15 protein-coding genes, 7 tRNA genes and 3 rRNA genes are annotated in these 16,621 nt (G+C 43.2%); 20 read left to right on the forward strand and 5 right to left on the reverse strand.

The features are described from left to right. Nucleotides 1–8: 8 nt before the first annotated feature. Complete coding sequence (locus tag QMN06_RS00155) at nucleotides 9–653, forward strand: MBL fold metallo-hydrolase (protein WP_281970485.1); 645 nt, start codon at nucleotides 9–11, stop codon at nucleotides 651–653. 11 nt (nucleotides 654–664) lie between these two features. On the opposite strand, the gene QMN06_RS00160 is transcribed toward QMN06_RS00155, so the two are convergent. Continuing rightward, nucleotides 665–859, reverse strand: a complete 195-nt coding sequence (locus QMN06_RS00160) for a hypothetical protein (RefSeq protein WP_281970486.1) — start codon at nucleotides 857–859, stop codon at nucleotides 665–667. A 55-nt stretch (nucleotides 860–914) separates the two neighbouring features. Further along, nucleotides 915–2,030: a fatty acid desaturase gene (locus QMN06_RS00165; RefSeq protein ID WP_281970487.1), complete on the reverse strand. Its 1,116-nt coding sequence runs from the start codon at nucleotides 2,028–2,030 to the stop codon at nucleotides 915–917. 306 nt (nucleotides 2,031–2,336) lie between these two features. Between QMN06_RS00165 and QMN06_RS00170 the strand changes: the two genes are divergently transcribed. Beyond that, the gene (locus QMN06_RS00170; protein WP_281970488.1) at nucleotides 2,337–3,020 is read left to right on the forward strand and encodes an OmpA family protein; all 684 of its coding nucleotides are present in this window, start codon (nucleotides 2,337–2,339) and stop codon (nucleotides 3,018–3,020) included. A 68-nt stretch (nucleotides 3,021–3,088) separates the two neighbouring features. Here QMN06_RS00170 and QMN06_RS00175 read toward each other — a convergent pair. Further along, nucleotides 3,089–3,164: transfer RNA gene (locus QMN06_RS00175), tRNA-Arg, on the reverse strand. 159 nt (nucleotides 3,165–3,323) lie between these two features. On the opposite strand from QMN06_RS00175, the gene QMN06_RS00180 reads away from it, so the two are divergent. Continuing rightward, nucleotides 3,324–3,848 (forward strand): c-type cytochrome, encoded by a 525-nt coding sequence (locus QMN06_RS00180; RefSeq protein WP_281970489.1) that lies wholly within the window; start codon nucleotides 3,324–3,326, stop codon nucleotides 3,846–3,848. A 2-nt stretch (nucleotides 3,849–3,850) separates the two neighbouring features. Here QMN06_RS00180 and rsmI read toward each other — a convergent pair whose 3' ends face one another. Then, complete coding sequence (gene rsmI, locus QMN06_RS00185) at nucleotides 3,851–4,768, reverse strand: 16S rRNA (cytidine(1402)-2'-O)-methyltransferase (protein ID WP_281970490.1); 918 nt, start codon at nucleotides 4,766–4,768, stop codon at nucleotides 3,851–3,853. A 79-nt stretch (nucleotides 4,769–4,847) separates the two neighbouring features. Here rsmI and QMN06_RS00190 point away from each other — a divergent pair, with 79 nt between their 5' ends. The 3 genes from QMN06_RS00190 to QMN06_RS00200 are packed head-to-tail and all read left to right on the forward strand — an operon-like array spanning nucleotide 4,848 to nucleotide 6,404. Further along, a complete protein-coding gene (locus QMN06_RS00190; protein WP_281970491.1) occupies nucleotides 4,848–5,450 on the forward strand; it encodes a phosphoheptose isomerase in 603 nt (200 codons plus the stop codon). A 2-nt stretch (nucleotides 5,451–5,452) separates the two neighbouring features. Then, nucleotides 5,453–6,082 (forward strand): BON domain-containing protein, encoded by a 630-nt coding sequence (locus QMN06_RS00195; protein WP_281970492.1) that lies wholly within the window; start codon nucleotides 5,453–5,455, stop codon nucleotides 6,080–6,082. Continuing rightward, nucleotides 6,048–6,404: a c-type cytochrome gene (locus QMN06_RS00200; RefSeq protein ID WP_281970493.1), complete on the forward strand. Its 357-nt coding sequence runs from the start codon at nucleotides 6,048–6,050 to the stop codon at nucleotides 6,402–6,404. Before QMN06_RS00195 ends, QMN06_RS00200 begins: the two co-directional genes overlap by 35 nt. Here QMN06_RS00200 and QMN06_RS00205 read toward each other — a convergent pair. After that, nucleotides 6,401–7,033, reverse strand: coding sequence for a GNAT family N-acetyltransferase (locus tag QMN06_RS00205; RefSeq protein ID WP_281970494.1), 633 nt, complete (start codon nucleotides 7,031–7,033; stop codon nucleotides 6,401–6,403). The genes QMN06_RS00200 and QMN06_RS00205 overlap by 4 nt on opposite strands. A gap of 410 nt (nucleotides 7,034–7,443) precedes the next feature. Here QMN06_RS00205 and QMN06_RS00210 point away from each other — a divergent pair. The 14 genes from QMN06_RS00210 to rplA all read left to right on the forward strand — a co-directional run bounded on the left by QMN06_RS00210 (nucleotide 7,444) and on the right by rplA (nucleotide 16,580). Further along, nucleotides 7,444–8,972 (forward strand): 16S ribosomal RNA (locus tag QMN06_RS00210). A 59-nt stretch (nucleotides 8,973–9,031) separates the two neighbouring features. Then, a tRNA-Ile gene (locus QMN06_RS00215) sits at nucleotides 9,032–9,108 on the forward strand. Nucleotides 9,109–9,145: 37 nt separating this feature from the next. Beyond that, nucleotides 9,146–9,221: transfer RNA gene (locus QMN06_RS00220), tRNA-Ala, on the forward strand. Between the two features lie 277 nt (nucleotides 9,222–9,498). Continuing rightward, nucleotides 9,499–12,360 (forward strand): 23S ribosomal RNA (locus QMN06_RS00225). A 103-nt stretch (nucleotides 12,361–12,463) separates the two neighbouring features. Then, nucleotides 12,464–12,577: ribosomal RNA gene (rrf, locus tag QMN06_RS00230) — 5S ribosomal RNA — on the forward strand. Together the 16S, 23S and 5S rRNA genes with 5 tRNA genes alongside form the textbook arrangement of a ribosomal RNA operon. Nucleotides 12,578–12,718: 141 nt before the next feature. Then, nucleotides 12,719–12,804, forward strand: a tRNA-Tyr gene (locus QMN06_RS00235). A gap of 27 nt (nucleotides 12,805–12,831) precedes the next feature. Further along, a tRNA-Gly gene (locus QMN06_RS00240) sits at nucleotides 12,832–12,907 on the forward strand. A gap of 37 nt (nucleotides 12,908–12,944) precedes the next feature. Then, nucleotides 12,945–13,019 (forward strand) — tRNA-Thr (locus QMN06_RS00245). 59 nt (nucleotides 13,020–13,078) lie between these two features. Further along, nucleotides 13,079–14,269 carry an elongation factor Tu gene (gene tuf, locus QMN06_RS00250; RefSeq protein ID WP_281970495.1) on the forward strand — a complete coding sequence of 397 codons (1,191 nt, stop codon included), beginning with the start codon at nucleotides 13,079–13,081 and terminating at the stop codon, nucleotides 14,267–14,269. A 6-nt stretch (nucleotides 14,270–14,275) separates the two neighbouring features. Continuing rightward, a tRNA-Trp gene (locus QMN06_RS00255) sits at nucleotides 14,276–14,351 on the forward strand. A 23-nt stretch (nucleotides 14,352–14,374) separates the two neighbouring features. Continuing rightward, entirely contained in the window at nucleotides 14,375–14,755 is a 381-nt protein-coding gene (gene secE, locus QMN06_RS00260; RefSeq protein WP_281970496.1) for a preprotein translocase subunit SecE, read from the forward strand. A 2-nt stretch (nucleotides 14,756–14,757) separates the two neighbouring features. Next, nucleotides 14,758–15,330: a transcription termination/antitermination protein NusG gene (nusG, locus tag QMN06_RS00265; RefSeq protein WP_281970497.1), complete on the forward strand. Its 573-nt coding sequence runs from the start codon at nucleotides 14,758–14,760 to the stop codon at nucleotides 15,328–15,330. Nucleotides 15,331–15,450: 120 nt separating this feature from the next. After that, nucleotides 15,451–15,882 carry a 50S ribosomal protein L11 gene (gene rplK, locus QMN06_RS00270; protein WP_281970498.1) on the forward strand — a complete coding sequence of 144 codons (432 nt, stop codon included), beginning with the start codon at nucleotides 15,451–15,453 and terminating at the stop codon, nucleotides 15,880–15,882. 2 nt (nucleotides 15,883–15,884) lie between these two features. Further along, complete coding sequence (gene rplA / locus QMN06_RS00275; RefSeq protein ID WP_281970499.1) at nucleotides 15,885–16,580, forward strand: 50S ribosomal protein L1; 696 nt, start codon at nucleotides 15,885–15,887, stop codon at nucleotides 16,578–16,580. Nucleotides 16,581–16,621: the final 41 nt, after the last annotated feature.

Genomic DNA, 16,621 nt, shown 5'->3' on the forward strand with positions numbered 1-16,621 from the left:
ATGATCCAATGGCTCTAAAAATAGTATTAATACCTGTTACCCCTTTTGAGCAAAATTGCTCATTATTAATGTGTGATGTTACTCAAAGGGCGGCCATCGTAGATCCTGGTGGTGGTTTAGACATTATTCAAGCACAAATTGAAAAGTGGAATGTAACAGTTGATAAAATATTAATTACACATGGCCATGTTGACCACTGTTCAGCCGCCAAAGAGTTGGCGCTTACTCTCGGAGTTGACATTATAGGACCACATATCGATGATCAGTATTGGATAAACTTATTACCAGAACAAGCAAAAAGATTTGGTTTTGAGCATGAAGGCCACTCTTTTATACCTGAGCGTTGGCTAGGCGATGGAGATCAAGTGTGGGTCGGTCAGGAGTGCTTTGATGTTATTCATTGTCCAGGGCATACACCAGGACATGTTATTTTTGTAGATAAAAAAACAAGGGTTGCAGTGGTTGGCGATGTCCTGTTTGCTGGTTCAATCGGAAGAACTGATTTTCCAAAAGGCAACCATCAGGACTTAATCAACTCAATTAAAGAAAAGCTATTTCCACTGGGGGATGACATCACATTTATCCCAGGACACGGTCCAACATCAACCTTTGGGCAAGAAAGAGTGTCGAACCCTTTCTTAATCAACGGATGAAGGAATAATTATTAAGCCTTAATGGCTCCGGTACGGTGTGTTCGGTTATAAAGGCAACTGGCGCATATCCAACGTTGCTTGCGATTACTAGTCGGAATCCATGTTCCGCCATCAAGCCGCTTCTCCCTACTACAGGAAGAGCAAAATTTAAGTGACTGACTGGTGGATTCAGTCGTAGAAGAAGTGGTTGTTGTACTTGTAGTCATTTATTACAGCCTATGCAACAAAACTCTATTTTAACTCAATTTTAAAATAAGACCTTTATTGCGGGCTGAGGACGACTTTTATAGATTCAGCAGTTTTATTTCCTTGAAAATCTAACCAAATTTTATTGTTAAAGTCATAAAGCTTACAAAGCTTTGCCGTTTGAAAATACCAAGACCAAGAAAACGGCTGTTTAATGATTCTTCCTGGCAAAACTTCTTCAAGTTTATTTTGTGCGTTAGTTAATTGATAAAGTGGCACTCCCATATCCACATGGTGAGCGGTATGTTCCATGATGTGATGCATTAACATGCCAAAATGGTATTTGAATGTAAGGTGAACCGTTGTAGAAACAAACGGTTGAGCCCTCAACCATTCAGATTTATTGTCATACCAAGAAACGCTAGTATGAGTGTGGTGAACATACACAACCCAGCCAATCATACCGTTCCAAAAAACAAATGGAATCAAGAAACCACAGATAAGCAAACCTATAATAGATTGATTGGTTGCTAAGGCTGCGTAAATTAAAGTGCCTATCCATAAGATACCAAATGCTGCAACCAACATGCTGTCTTTTAAAAACACCTTACGGGTTGAAGGCATGTTCTTTTTGTTAGGAAAAAACATTTTGTTCCACCAGATTTCGAGCATGTAGTAGATTGCAGGCCCCCATCCACTTCGATAAATGCGCTCTAGATTTTGACGCCACACAGGCATTGACTGAAACTCTTCCAAACTAGCGGGCGCCCAAACAAAGTCAAAACCTTTTAAATTTGTTTGGCCATGATGAACCACATTGTGGCCAACTTCCCAAAGGCTGTAAGGGGTCATGGAAGGTAAAAAGGCAATACGTCCCAAAATTTTATTTAATTCTCGATGAGGCGTATAACTTTGATGGCAGGCGTCATGACCAAGAATAAATAGGCGTCCAATCCAAAATCCCGCAATGTTGCCTAAAACAATTTTAATAAATAAGTTTTCAATAAAAACAATACCAGCAATTAAGGCAAGCCAAATCACAATATCACCAACAAGCAATAGAATTGCTTTTAATGTTTGTTTTTCAGCAAAAGGCTCGATCCAACTACGAATCACCTTGCGATTGGGAATAGGTAAGCCCTCTGGAATGGGCTTAATATCAACGATAGTAGTGTTTAACTGTGTGGTCATATTTAGAAAGATTTTTGTGTATTGAACAGTATTTTATCTATCTTTTAGATTTAACGTATTTAGACTGTTCAAAACAACACGATAATCCTTAAAAAGTTCAAAAAAGTTAAAAAACTTCCGCCCAATCCTTTCAAAATCGTTGTTTAGCTACAACAATGTGAAAGGGTAAAAATACAACTGTATCATTCAAAAAAATTGATATTTATTACACGCTATCGAGCCTCAATATCGAACCGTAACAATTTTTATGTTATTTTTTTAAAGTATTCTTTAAGTCATATTATTTATAAATCTAGGAGGATTTGCATGAACAATTTTGGCAAATTTGGCACGGCTTTAGCCCTTGCCTCATTCGTGGTGGCATCTCAAGCTGCTCCCATTGCATATGAAGTGAATAAAACCCCAGCAAACGATAACTGGAGCGGAGCAGCAAATGGTTATGTTTGGAAAAATGGAACAGATGAACTTTGTTGGAGAGATAACTTTTGGACGCCTGCAACTGCAAATGCTCTTTGTGATGGCGCACCAGCCCCAGTAGCTGCCCAACCCGTTCAACAACAAGTTGTGCAGACTAGACAGCCTATTTCCGGTACGTTTACTTTAGGTGCCGATGGTGCCTACACATTAGGTTCTGCAGTTATTACACCAAAAGGTAAGTTAATCCTTGACGCTGCTTTAGCAAAATTAGTAAGTTATGACTTAGACAAGCTAGTTATTAGCGGTTATACAGACTCACAAGGTAAGGACTCATTAAATATGCCTTTGTCTAAAAACCGCGCCAAAAGTGTCAATGATTACTTAGCCTCTAAAGGTGTGCCGGCCTCAAAAATGTCTTATGATGGATATGGATCAACAAATTATGTAGTTAATCCATCTACATGTAATGGCATGAAGGTTAATGGTCGCCCAGTTTCACGGACAGTTTGTGAAGCGCCTAACCGTCGTGTAGAAGTCAAATTTAGCGGCTTCGCAAAAGAAACAGCTAAATAATACTGATGATGTTAAAAAAGCACCGTTTAAAACGGTGCTTTTTTATTGGCTAAAATTAGCCTATTTGGTGGTGCGCCCGGCGCGAATCGAACGCGCGACCCTTGGCTTCGGAGGCCAATACTCTATCCACTGAGCTACGGGCGCAATAATAATGACTGGTAATAAAAGTGAATCAAATAAGTGATATTGTTGTTTAAATAGGATGATTCTACTTAGGTTAATGCATGTGTAAATAAAATGTTATGTTGAATGGCTATAATTTGTAATTAAGATACTAAATAAATCAAAATTGAAGGAAAAGTGATGAGCGAACAACATGGCAGCATGATTAAAAACCCTAAACAGTTAATTACTATGGTATTCGCAGCATTTTTTATACCCCTGATTGTGATCCTTTTACTATTAATATATGCTGATAGTGGAACAAAACAGTCCTCAGTACCAAATACAGAATCGACTCTAAAAATTATTAAACCGGTAGCAAACTTAAACTTTGTCGATTCATCTGCACCTAAGGTTATCAAAACGGGCGAAGCGGTTTACCAAAGCGTTTGTGCATCATGCCACTCATCTGGAGCCGCTGGAGCACCTAAATTTGAAGATGTTGCGGCATGGTCTGGAAGGGTCTCTAAAGGATATGATTATTTGGTTACATCAGCAATCAAAGGAAAAAATGCAATGCCTGCTCGAGGCGGCGCATCGCCAGATGACGTAAGTGACTTTGAAATAGGGCGTGCAGTTGTTTACATGGCAAATGCTTCAGGTGGAAAGTTAAAAGAACCTAAGGATCCAGAAGCAGCAAAAGACGCTGGATCAGGAAAAAAATAAAATTACCCGTCTTTAGACGGGTTTTTTACTTTAAGAGATAAATCATAGGCGTCATTTTTGGACATCAAGTTAGCTTTTGAAAAAATCTCTGCAATTTGTTTACTTCCTAAGTAAAAAGATAATGTTTCCGCGAGCTTTGGAAGGTTAACAAGACAATCATTTGGCGTTAATCCTAAATGGTTAGGGTCTGTGTTTGCACCACCTAAAATGATACAAAACTCACCGCGCTCTTCTAAATTAGAGCTTAGCCATAATGGAAGATCTTGCAGAGCCAAATACGATATAGTTTCAAATTTTTTGGTTAATTCACGCCCAATGACCAGAGTCCTTGAATGGTCATTCATATGAAGTAGGAGATCGTTTAAAGTATTTTTAATTCTTTGAGGAGACTCATAGAAAACAGTGGCTAGAATGCTTTTATCTATAAAGTCCAAAACATCCGAGCGATCTTTTCCTTTTAACGGTAAAAAACCTAAGAATTGAAATTCCCCATGTCGGCCGTGAGTTAATTGACCTGCAACGGAAATCAAAGTGGTTATTGCACTAGGCCCTGGGATAGGAAACACTTGATACCCAGCACGTTGCACTTCATGAACTAGACGTGCGCCTGGGTCTGAAATACTTGGTGTTCCCGCATCGCAAACATAGGCCCAACGCTCGCCCATTTGAAGGCGATTAATTAAAGAGCCTGCAGCTGTATTTTCGTTATGCTCATGTAAAGCCATTAAAGGCTTATGTATTCCTAAAGACTGTAGCAGGTGAGCTGTGTGACGAGTATCCTCGCAAGCAATCCCATCTACAGACCGTAAAATGTGCACAGCACGGTAAGTGATATCACCCAAATTACCAATAGGCGTGCCCACAACGTATAGTGAGCTTTTCGGCATATTTTGTTGGTCTAAAAAAAATGTTTGATCCATAATATAGTGATGGGTTTCAGTGTAGAAGAATTGCGATATAACAGTTTAAGCTTATATCCATTTGAAAAAGAAGGAAGTAATGAATAAAAATTTATTAATACGAATCCAGCAACAATTTAAGGATAGTATTTCCACCAAGCAAGAAGCCTTAGAACAGCTTGCACCCTTAGCTCAAGTTGCTATTGAATTAATGTTTTCATCTGTTAGCAAGGGTGGAAAAATACTAGCTTGTGGAAATGGAGGATCTGCCGCAGATGCCCAACACTTTGCGGCTGAGCTTGTAGGCCGATTTGAGAGAGAAAGAAAAGAGCTTGGCGCAATTGCTTTAACAACGGACTCATCCATTCTGACGGCAATAGGAAATGATTATGGTTACGATGAGGTGTTTAGTAAGCAGGTAAGAGCACTAGGAAAGCCAGAAGACGTCCTATTAGCTATATCTACCTCAGGAAATTCAAAAAACGTTATCCTAGCAATTGAAGCTGCGCAAAAAATTGGTATGGGCATAATTGCATTCACTGGCAGAGGAGGGGGAAAAATCAACCAGCTACTTAGCCAACAGATAAGCCAACAAAATGTTCATTTGTGCGTTCCGTCAGAAAGAACAGCACGGATTCAAGAAACACACTTACTCTTACTCCATTGTTTATGTGATGGCATTGATCATTTGTTACTGGATTAAAAATGAAAAATTTAGCGCAACTTTTGTTTGTTAGTTTTCTGCTCACCAACTTAACGGGCTGTGTTCCCCTAATTATTGGAGGCGTGGCAGAAACAGCCTTAGTATTGGGTGATAGACGACCTGTAAGTATCGTGACTTTGGACAGAGGAATCCAACTTGAGGCGGATTCATTAATTTCCAAAAAATTTCAAGATAATGTTCACGTCAATGTAAATGTATTTAATCAAAAAGTATTATTAACGGGTGAAGCAACAACACAAGAGTTAAAAGATCAGGTACAAAATGCGATCTTGCCTGTTAAAAACGTCAAAAATATTGTTAACGAAATACAAATTGGTATCCCTAGTTCAACAAGTTCAAGGTTGTCAGATAGCTCTTTATTTACCCTAGTAAAAGCAAAACTAATTACTACAAATGACGTACCCACCAACTCAATCAAAATAACAGTAGAAGCTGGTAGTGTTTATTTAATGGGGATTACAACCGAGCTTGAAGCAAAAGCCGCAGCAACTGTCACGAGTAAAAGTAGCAGCAGTATCAAACAAGTGGTTAAGCTTTTTGACATAATTACGGAAGAAGAAAAGAAAAAATTAGTCAATGGTTCTACACCGCCAACTCAAACTAAACCATAAATTTACAAGGGCGATATTCCTTGTATTAATTGTAGGGTTTACTTCGCCCATATCACGCGCTGAAGAGGGAAAGCAAGTTGCAGAGGAGCTTGCTAAAAAATATGGTTGTTTAGGATGTCATGCACAAACAAAAAAAATTATAGGTCCCGCGTTTCGTGATATTGCAGAAAAATATCGACAGTTACCAGCGGCTCAACAATACCTTGCATTACGAGTCAAAAATGGCGGATCAGGAATTTGGGGAGTTGTGGCAATGCCCGCAAACAAAAATATTAGCGACTCCGATTTAGAAAAAATCATTCAGTGGGTACTTAATCACTAGTTTGTCAGTAGGTCACCAAAAAGTAACCTGTTATTGAGAAGAGTTCTTTTAAAGCCTTGCTTGATAGAGTAATCAATAATCGCAGATTGATCTTGCATTGCTTCAAGAATAATGCTCTGTGAATTACCTGGAGGAAGTCTCAAATAGGCATCTGCCTCGCCATAAGAGTACTCAACTTCCATGCCGGCCTTACGTGCAATATGCATCATTGCCGCATTGCTAGATAAGCAGTGAACGTAAAGAACGCTGACATTCGTATTTCTTGCGTGTATTGCGGATCTTTTAAATAACGCAGTTCCAACACCAAAGCCACGGCCATTTTCAGAAACCGATACCCCAAACTCAGCAGAGTGTTCCTGACCAGGCACCGTTTGCCCATAACCTAAATGAGCTAATCCAATAATTGTTAAGGTACTATCAATGACACCGAAAAAACAATCCCTAGAATAATTAAAAGAGTCTACGTAGGAGTTAATAAACAAATCTGTTGCGTGCATACCGAAGCGTAGTCGACGGTCATTTTCACCCAAAGAAAGAAGGTGTCTTCTCATCATTTCAAGATGAGAACGGTTTAGTTCCAAGACTAAAATCATTTTTGGTCTAGTTTGAATATTGTCGCTTGAGCCCATATCAACCTTCCAAATTAAGATAACTAAGCTGTATTTTAAACTAAAAACTAAAAATAATTAGGGTAAACCCTTAAAAACAATGAATTGCACACTTAAAATATAGAGAAAAGGTGTGTCAATTAGATGATTTAAGAAGTTTTTAAAGAAAAAGTGGAATATTTCAGAATAGGTGTTGACAAGAAAAAATATATCTGTCATAGTCTCACTTCTTCGCTGATTGTTCTTAATTAAACAAACAGCCACTCTTTAAAAATTAGTCAACCGATAATTGTGGGTACTACCTGAAAGCATTTAGTCCTTTTGGACAATGAAATAAAGTAGTACTCACTTAAACAGTAAATTGATTCAAATAGAAATAAATGAGTCATTTCTTTGAGTGAGCGACATGCCTTAAATGGCATACAGATATTAAACTGAAGAGTTTGATTCTGGCTCAGATTGAACGCTGGCGGCATGCTTTACACATGCAAGTCGAACGGCAGCACGGGAGCAATCCTGGTGGCGAGTGGCGAACGGGTGAGTAATATATCGGAACGTGCCTTGTAGTGGGGGATAACGCAGCGAAAGTTGCGATAATACCGCATACGCCCTGAGGGGGAAAGTGGGGGACCGAAAGGCCTCACGCTATTAGAGCGGCCGATATCTGATTAGCTAGTTGGTGAGGTAAAGGCTCACCAAGGCGACGATCAGTAGCTGGTCTGAGAGGACGATCAGCCACACTGGGACTGAGACACGGCCCAGACTCCTACGGGAGGCAGCAGTGGGGAATTTTGGACAATGGGGGCAACCCTGATCCAGCAATGCCGCGTGAGTGAAGAAGGCCTTCGGGTTGTAAAGCTCTTTTGTCAGGGAAGAAACAGCAGCTCTAACACAGTTGTGAATGACGGTACCTGAAGAATAAGCACCGGCTAACTACGTGCCAGCAGCCGCGGTAATACGTAGGGTGCAAGCGTTAATCGGAATTACTGGGCGTAAAGCGTGCGCAGGCGGTTATACAAGACAGGCGTGAAATCCCCGGGCTTAACCTGGGAATTGCGTCTGTGACTGTATAGCTAGAGTGTGTCAGAGGGGGGTAGAATTCCACGTGTAGCAGTGAAATGCGTAGATATGTGGAGGAATACCAATGGCGAAGGCAGCCCCCTGGGATAACACTGACGCTCATGCACGAAAGCGTGGGGAGCAAACAGGATTAGATACCCTGGTAGTCCACGCCCTAAACGATGCTGACTAGTTGTTCGGGATTTTATCCTGAGTAACGTAGCTAACGCGTGAAGTCAGCCGCCTGGGGAGTACGGTCGCAAGATTAAAACTCAAAGAAATTGACGGGGACCCGCACAAGCGGTGGATGATGTGGATTAATTCGATGCAACGCGAAAAACCTTACCTACCCTTGACATGTAACTAACGAAGTAGAGATACATTAGGTGCTCGTAAGAGAAAGTTAACACAGGTGCTGCATGGCTGTCGTCAGCTCGTGTCGTGAGATGTTGGGTTAAGTCCCGCAACGAGCGCAACCCTTGTCTTTAGTTGCTACGCAAGAGCACTCTAAAGAGACTGCCGGTGACAAACCGGAGGAAGGTGGGGATGACGTCAAGTCCTCATGGCCCTTATGGGTAGGGCTTCACACGTCATACAATGGTACGTACAGAGGGTTGCCAACCCGCGAGGGGGAGCTAATCTCTTAAAACGTATCGTAGTCCGGATCGTAGTCTGCAACTCGACTACGTGAAGCTGGAATCGCTAGTAATCGCGGATCAGCATGCCGCGGTGAATACGTTCCCGGGTCTTGTACACACCGCCCGTCACACCATGGGAGTGGGTTTTGCCAGAAGCCGTTAGCCTAACCGCAAGGAGGGCGACTGCCACGGCAGGGTTCATGACTGGGGTGAAGTCGTAACAAGGTAGCCGTATCGGAAGGTGCGGCTGGATCACCTCCTTTCTAGAGAACAATGCTGGATGCGTAGTATCCACACTTATCGGTTGACGAAAAAATGCCGCGGGTCTGTAGCTCAGCTGGTTAGAGCACCGTCTTGATAAGGCGGGGGTCGAAGGTTCAAGTCCTTCCAGACCCACCACATCAAGCGGCACAGATTCATGCAGACGTAGTATGCCGGGGGATTAGCTCAGCTGGGAGAGCACCTGCTTTGCAAGCAGGGGGTCGTCGGTTCGATCCCGTCATCCTCCACCACGTTTCTGCGGAAAAGGCAAAACTAAACATCCATATGGGAATTTAGTTTTGTCATTTTATATGGCTGTTCTTTAACAATTTGAGTAAGCAATGCGTTCGTTAATTCTTTGAGAGATTAACGAACATGGGTAGCATTAAATTGAATCAAACCATTTCAAATCTGAGTTTTAAGTAGTAAAAAAATGATTTTGGAATACGGCACAAGCATGTCAGCTTGAGAATTAAAAAATCTTAAAGCACTAACTTATAACGGCATCAGTAGTGGTGCTAGTTATAGGATCAAGTGAATAAGTGCATATGGTGGATGCCTTGGCGATTACAGGCGATGAAGGACGTTATAGACTGCGATAAGCTGCGGGGAGTTGTCAAATAAACTTTGATCCGCAGATTTCCGAATGGGACAACCCACCTCTTACGAGGTATCTATAAGTGAATACATAGCTTATAGAAGCGAACCTGGTGAACTGAAACATCTAAGTAGCCAGAGGAATAGACATCAACCGAGATTCCCAAAGTAGTGGCGAGCGAAATGGGAACAGCCTTCTAGTGTTAATTAGTTTGTTAGTAGAGCGGAATGGAAAGTCCGGCAATAAAGGGTGATAGCCCCGTATACGAAAACAGATTAATGGTACTAAGCTAGAGACAAGTAGGGCGGGACACGTGAAATCCTGTCTGAATATGGGGGGACCATCCTCCAAGGCTAAATACTCGTAATCGACCGATAGTGAACAAGTACCGTGAGGGAAAGGCGAAAAGAACCCCGGGAGGGGAGTGAAATAGATCCTGAAACCGTATGCATACAAACAGTCGGAGCCTCGCAAGGGGTGACGGCGTACCTTTTGTATAATGGGTCAGCGACTTACATTCAGTAGCAAGCTTAACCGTTTAGGGAAGGCGTAGCGAAAGCGAGTCCGAATAGGGCGTTAGTTGCTGGGTGTAGACCCGAAACCAGTTGATCTATCCATGGCCAGGTTGAAGGTGCGGTAACACGTACTGGAGGACCGAACCCACTAACGTTGAAAAGTTAGGGGATGAGCTGTGGATAGGGGTGAAAGGCTAAACAAAACTGGAAATAGCTGGTTCTCTCCGAAAACTATTTAGGTAGTGCCTCGTGTATCACCTTCGGGGGTAGAGCACTGTCATGGTTGTGGGGTCCATTGCGGATTACCGCGCCATAGCAAACTCCGAATACCGAAGAGTGCAAGCACGGGAGACAGACGACGGGTGCTAACGTCCGCCGTCAAGAGGGAAACAACCCAGACCGCCAGCTAAGGTCCCTAATATATGCTAAGTGGGAAACGAAGTGGGAAGGCTAAAACAGTCAGGAGGTTGGCTTAGAAGCAGCCACCCTTTAAAGAAAGCGTAATAGCTCACTGATCGAGTCGTCCTGCGCGGAAGATGTAACGGGGCTAAGCATATAACCGAAGCTGCGGATCACAGTAATGTGATGGTAGGAGAGCGTTCTGTAAGCCTGTGAAGGTGTGGTGTAAACCATGCTGGAGGTATCAGAAGTGCGAATGCTGACATGAGTAGCGATAAAGGGGGTGAAAAGCCCCCTCGCCGTAAGCCCAAGGTTTCCTACGCAACGTTCATCGGCGTAGGGTGAGTCGGCCCCTAAGGCGAGGCAGAGATGCGTAGCTGATGGGAACAAGGTTAATATTCCTTGACCATTGATAGATGCGATGGGGGGACGGATCGCGGAGAGTTGTCCGGGTGTTGGATGTCCCGGTCCTTATTATCGAGATGGCTATTAGGTAAATCCGGTAGCGTAATTCAAGATTTTGAGGCGAGCGAACTTGTTCGCGAAGCAATTGGAAGTGGTTCCAAGAAAAGCCTCTAAGCTTCAGTCTATCAAGACCGTACCGCAAACCGACACAGGTGGGCGAGATGAGTATTCTAAGGCGCTTGAGAGAACTCAGGAGAAGGAACTCGGCAAATTAGTACCGTAACTTCGGGATAAGGTACGCCCAAGTAGCTTGTTAAAGGGCGAAAGGGTTGCAAAAAAATGGTGGCTGCGACTGTTTAATAAAAACACAGCACTCTGCAAACACGAAAGTGGACGTATAGGGTGTGACGCCTGCCCGGTGCTGGAAGATTAAATGATGGGGTGCAAGCTCTTGATTGAAGTCCCAGTAAACGGCGGCCGTAACTATAACGGTCCTAAGGTAGCGAAATTCCTTGTCGGGTAAGTTCCGACCTGCACGAATGGCGTAACGATGGCCACACTGTCTCCTCCTGAGACTCAGCGAAGTTGAAATGTTTGTGATGATGCAATCTACCCGCGGCTAGACGGAAAGACCCCATGAACCTTTACTGTAGCTTTGCATTGGACTTTGAACCGGTTTGTGTAGGATAGGTGGGAGACGTTGAGATCAGGATGCTAGTCCTGATGGAGTCGACCTTGAAATACCACCCTGATTTGTTTGAGGTTCTAACCTTGGTCCATTATCTGGATCGGGAACAGTGCATGGTAGGCAGTTTGACTGGGGCGGTCTCCTCCCAAAGTGTAACGGAGGAGTACGAAGGTACGCTTGGCACGGTCGGACATCGTGCCTAAAGTGCAATGGCAAAAGCGTGCTTAACTGCGAGACCGACAAGTCGAGCAGGTGCGAAAGCAGGTCATAGTGATCCGGTGGTTCTGTATGGAAGGGCCATCGCTCAACGGATAAAAGGTACTCTGGGGATAACAGGCTGATACCGCCCAAGAGTTCATATCGACGGCGGTGTTTGGCACCTCGATGTCGGCTCATCTCATCCTGGGGCTGTAGCCGGTCCCAAGGGTATGGCTGTTCGCCATTTAAAGAGGTACGTGAGCTGGGTTTAAAACGTCGTGAGACAGTTTGGTCCCTATCTGCCGTGGGCGTTGGAGATTTGACGGGGGCTGCTCCTAGTACGAGAGGACCGGAGTGGACGTACCGCTGGTGTACCTGTTGTTTCGCCAGAAGCATCGCAGGGTAGCTATGTACGGAAGAGATAACCGCTGAAAGCATCTAAGCGGGAAACTTGCCTGAAGATGAGATCTCCCGGAGGTTAAACCTCCATAAAGGGTCGTTGAAGACCACGACGTTGATAGGTCAGGTGTGGAAGCGCAGTAATGCGTTAAGCTAACTGATACTAATTGCCCGTTAGACTTGATCCTATAACCAGCAGTATTACTGGTTATAAAACATGTTTGTGCATGATTCAAACTCAATTGCTTACTCAATTTGGATTGTTTTTTCGGAAACAATCAACCCTCTACGCCTGGTGACAATAGCGAGTTGGAACCACCCCTTCCCATCCCGAACAGGACCGTGAAACGACTCTACGCCGATGATAGTGCGGATTACCCGTGTGAAAGTAGGTAATTGCCAGGCACCTTTAAGAAAAGCCCAGTTCAAAGAACTGGGCTTTTTGCTTTATTAATTTACAAATGATGAAATTACGTATTATTTGTAAAACAAATGACTTAAATGATTGACAGAAAGTAGTATATAGAGAGACAATTTAAGGTTCTCGGAGAGATGCCCGAGCGGCTAAAGGGGGCAGACTGTAAATCTGTTGGCTTACGCCTACGTTGGTTCGAATCCAACTCTCTCCACCAGTTGTTTAGTAACGGCAGTAAGGTTTTGCGGGAGTAGCTCAGCTGGTAGAGCACTTGCCTTCCAAGCAAGATGTCGCGAGTTCGAACCTCGTCTCCCGCTCCATGGTTATGTGAGTAGTGACGAATGAGAGAAGTGTAAGGCTCATGTGGCTCAGTGGTAGAGCACTCCCTTGGTAAGGGAGAGGTCGGCAGTTCGATCCTGCCCATGAGCACCAAAGTCTTAAAGAGCAATATTTACAACTTGAAGTAGACAACATTTGAGTAGAGGCTAAAAATGGCAAAAGAGAAGTTTGAGCGGACGAAGCCGCACGTAAACGTCGGAACAATTGGTCACGTTGACCATGGTAAGACAACATTAACTGCAGCGATAACAACGGTGTTGTCAAAAGCGTTTGGTGGAGAAGCCAAAGCGTATGACCAAATTGATGCGGCGCCAGAAGAGAAGGCGCGCGGTATTACGATTAATACAGCGCACGTTGAGTATGAGACGCAGAATCGTCACTACGCACACGTTGATTGCCCAGGCCACGCTGACTATGTAAAGAACATGATTACCGGCGCAGCCCAAATGGACGGCGCGATTTTAGTTTGTTCAGCAGCTGATGGTCCAATGCCACAAACGCGCGAGCACATTTTGCTTGCACGTCAGGTTGGTGTTCCGTACATCGTTGTATTTTTAAATAAATGCGACATGGTGGATGATGAAGAATTATTAGAACTCGTTGAAATGGAAGTGCGTGAGTTGTTGTCCAAGTATGATTTCCCTGGCGATGACACACCAATCATTAAAGGTTCAGCAAAATTAGCATTAGAGGGCGACGAAGGCCCACTCGGCAAGCAAGCGATTATGGCTTTAGCCGAGGCATTAGATACATACATTCCGACACCTGAGCGTGCTGTTGACGGCGCGTTCTTGATGCCTGTAGAAGACGTGTTCTCGATCTCTGGTCGCGGAACTGTGGTTACAGGTCGTATCGAGCGTGGCATTGTAAAAGTTGGTGAAGAGATTGAGATTGTTGGTATTCGCGCCACACAAAAGACGACATGTACGGGTGTTGAGATGTTCCGTAAGTTGTTAGATCAAGGTCAAGCTGGCGATAACGTTGGTATCTTGTTGCGTGGTACAAAGCGTGAAGACGTTGAGCGCGGTCAAGTGTTGTGTAAGCCAGGTTCAATTTTGCCGCATACAGAATTTACAGGTAGCGTATACGTTTTATCGAAAGATGAAGGCGGCCGTCATACACCATTCTTTAACAACTATCGCCCGCAGTTTTACTTCCGTACAACGGACGTAACTGGCGCGATTGAGTTGCCAAAAGATAAAGAAATGGTAATGCCTGGTGATAACGTTGAAATTAGCGTGAAGTTAATTGCGCCGATCGCGATGGAAGAAGGTTTACGTTTCGCGATTCGTGAAGGTGGCCGTACCGTTGGTGCTGGTGTTGTTTCTAAAATTATTGCTTAAGTGAATAGGGGTGTAGCTCAATTGGCAGAGCGTTGGTCTCCAAAACCAAAGGTTGGGGGTTCGATGCCCTCCGCCCCTGCCACCAAAAGCAACGGTAACTAAAGAATGTCTGAACAAAAAAACTTAACTAAAGATGCTAGTGAATCGAATTTAGTCGCTGGTATATCTATTGCGCTCATTTTAGGATCGTTAATTGGTTATTATGGCTTGGCCACTCAACCATTGATGATCCGTTTGGGTGTGCTTGTTGGTGGGATAGTAATTGCATTGGGATTGGTCGCAGTAACACCTACTGGCAAACGTTTTCTTGCATATGCAAAAGACAGTGTGAATGAAGTAAAGAAAGTAGTCTGGCCTTCAAGAAAAGAAACAACCCAAATGACTTTGATTGTTTTTGCTTTTGTGGTGGTTATGGCTATTTTCTTATGGAGTGCTGACAAAATTATTGAGTGGTTGATTTTCGCAGTCTTCCTTGGATGGAAATAAAAATGACGAATGAAGAAATAAGTAAAAATCCCCAAGCCGCTGAAAATATGCGTTGGTATGTGATACATGCTTATTCTGGCATGGAAAAAAGCGTAAAAAAAGGCTTAGAGGAGCGCATTGGAAGATCGGACATGACGGATAAGTTTGGCCGTATTATGGTTCCTTCCGAAGAGGTGATTGAAGTGAAGTCTGGGACGAAAACTGTTACTGAGCGTAGATTTTTTCCTGGATATGTCCTTATTGAAATGGAAATGACCGATGAGTCTTGGCATTTAGTTAAAAACACACCTAAAGTTACTGGGTTTGTTGGTGGAATTAGAAATCGACCATCGCCAATATCTACAGCAGAAGTTCAAAAGATTATGGATCAGATGCAGGCTGGTGTTGATAAACCAAAACCAAAAACTTTGTTTGAAATTGGTGAAATGGTTCGAGTTAAAGAAGGCCCATTTACTGACTTTAATGGAAACGTCGAAGAAGTTAATTATGAGAAGTCAAGACTCCGAGTTTCTGTTACAATATTTGGTCGCGGTACTCCGGTTGAATTAGAATTCGGGCAAGTAGAGAAGATGTAAGTATGTGTTGATGGTGGAAACGCTATCAAGAGGAGCTGAGTTAAGGTTGCCGCTTTAACAATGCGTTTACTCAACAGCGGTCTTAAAAATTAAAAAGACGCGCTTTTAAGGAGTTATTTAATGGCAAAGAAAATTATTGGCTTTATTAAGCTACAAATACCTGCCGGTAAGGCAAACCCATCACCACCAGTAGGACCTGCATTAGGTCAGCGTGGTTTAAATATTATGGAGTTCTGTAAGGCGTTTAATGCCCAAACTCAGGGCATGGAGCCAGGCTTGCCTGTTCCGGTCGTAATTACAGCATTTGCAGACAAGAGTTTTACTTTTGTTTTAAAAACACCTCCAGCAACAGTCTTAATTAAAAAAGCGGCCAAATTAGATAAGGGCTCACCAAGACCTCATACAGATAAGGTTGGGAAAATCACTTTGGCTCAAGCTGAAGATATTGCAAAGGCCAAAATGCCTGATTTAACTGCCGCTGATTTAGCTGCTGCAGTAAGAACAATTGCTGGAAGCGCCCGCTCGATGGGCATCACTGTTGAGGGACTCTAATCATGACAAATACATCTAAAAGAGTAACTGCTCTTCAATCAAAAGTTGATAGAAATAAATTTTATCCAATCGATGAGGCTTTAAATTTAGTTAAAGAATGTGCAACTGCTAAATTTGACGAGTCGATTGATGTAGCTGTTCAGTTAGGTATTGATGCGAAAAAATCAGACCAAGTTGTGCGTGGAGCTGTTGTATTACCTGCAGGAACTGGAAAATCAGTTCGCGTAGCTGTATTTGCCCAAGGTGATAAAGCAACTCAGGCAAAAGAAGCTGGGGCTGATATCGTTGGTATGGAAGACCTTGCAGAACAAGTTAAGGGCGGCAATATCAATTTTGATATTTTGATTGCTTCACCAGATACTATGAGAATTGTGGGTACTTTGGGACAAATATTAGGACCACGTGGTTTAATGCCAAATCCTAAAGTGGGAACGGTAACTCCTGATGTGGCTACTGCAGTTAAAAATGCAAAAGCTGGTCAGGTTCAATTCCGTGTTGACAAAGCTGGAATTGTGCATGCAACGATTGGTCGTCGCTCATTTGAGCCTAGTGCTTTGAAATCAAATCTTGTTGCATTATTAGATGCTTTGCAAAAAGCCAAGCCTGCAACAAGCAAGGGCGTTTATTTAAGAAAGATAGCACTTTCTAGCACGATGGGTACTGGTGTTCGTGTAGAGCAATCTTCAATATCGATTTAAGTATTACAAGACTTTGGGTCGTTGATTGAAAAATCAACGGC

It is taken from the genome of Polynucleobacter sp. SHI8, assembly GCF_027944005.1.
Lineage (GTDB): Bacteria > Pseudomonadota > Gammaproteobacteria > Burkholderiales > Burkholderiaceae > Polynucleobacter.

Excerpts from the sequence above, each read along its gene's own strand:
- QMN06_RS00165 (WP_281970487.1), bottom strand. The coding sequence starts at position 2,030 with ATGACCACACAGTTAAACACTACTATCGTTGATATTAAGCCCATTCCA.
- rplA (WP_281970499.1), top strand. The coding sequence starts at position 15,885 with ATGACAAATACATCTAAAAGAGTAACTGCTCTTCAATCAAAAGTTGAT.
- QMN06_RS00180 (WP_281970489.1), top strand. The coding sequence starts at position 3,324 with ATGAGCGAACAACATGGCAGCATGATTAAAAACCCTAAACAGTTAATT.
- secE (WP_281970496.1), top strand. The coding sequence starts at position 14,375 with ATGTCTGAACAAAAAAACTTAACTAAAGATGCTAGTGAATCGAATTTA.
- QMN06_RS00190 (WP_281970491.1), top strand. The coding sequence starts at position 4,848 with ATGAATAAAAATTTATTAATACGAATCCAGCAACAATTTAAGGATAGT.
- rplK (WP_281970498.1), top strand. The coding sequence starts at position 15,451 with ATGGCAAAGAAAATTATTGGCTTTATTAAGCTACAAATACCTGCCGGT.
- rsmI (WP_281970490.1), bottom strand. The coding sequence starts at position 4,768 with ATGGATCAAACATTTTTTTTAGACCAACAAAATATGCCGAAAAGCTCA.
- QMN06_RS00205 (WP_281970494.1), bottom strand. The coding sequence starts at position 7,033 with ATGGGCTCAAGCGACAATATTCAAACTAGACCAAAAATGATTTTAGTC.
- QMN06_RS00200 (WP_281970493.1), top strand. The coding sequence starts at position 6,048 with ATGGTTCTACACCGCCAACTCAAACTAAACCATAAATTTACAAGGGCG.
- QMN06_RS00170 (WP_281970488.1), top strand. The coding sequence starts at position 2,337 with ATGAACAATTTTGGCAAATTTGGCACGGCTTTAGCCCTTGCCTCATTC.
- tuf (WP_281970495.1), top strand. The coding sequence starts at position 13,079 with ATGGCAAAAGAGAAGTTTGAGCGGACGAAGCCGCACGTAAACGTCGGA.
- QMN06_RS00195 (WP_281970492.1), top strand. The coding sequence starts at position 5,453 with ATGAAAAATTTAGCGCAACTTTTGTTTGTTAGTTTTCTGCTCACCAAC.
- nusG (WP_281970497.1), top strand. The coding sequence starts at position 14,758 with ATGACGAATGAAGAAATAAGTAAAAATCCCCAAGCCGCTGAAAATATG.
- QMN06_RS00155 (WP_281970485.1), top strand. The coding sequence starts at position 9 with ATGGCTCTAAAAATAGTATTAATACCTGTTACCCCTTTTGAGCAAAAT.
- QMN06_RS00160 (WP_281970486.1), bottom strand. The coding sequence starts at position 859 with ATGACTACAAGTACAACAACCACTTCTTCTACGACTGAATCCACCAGT.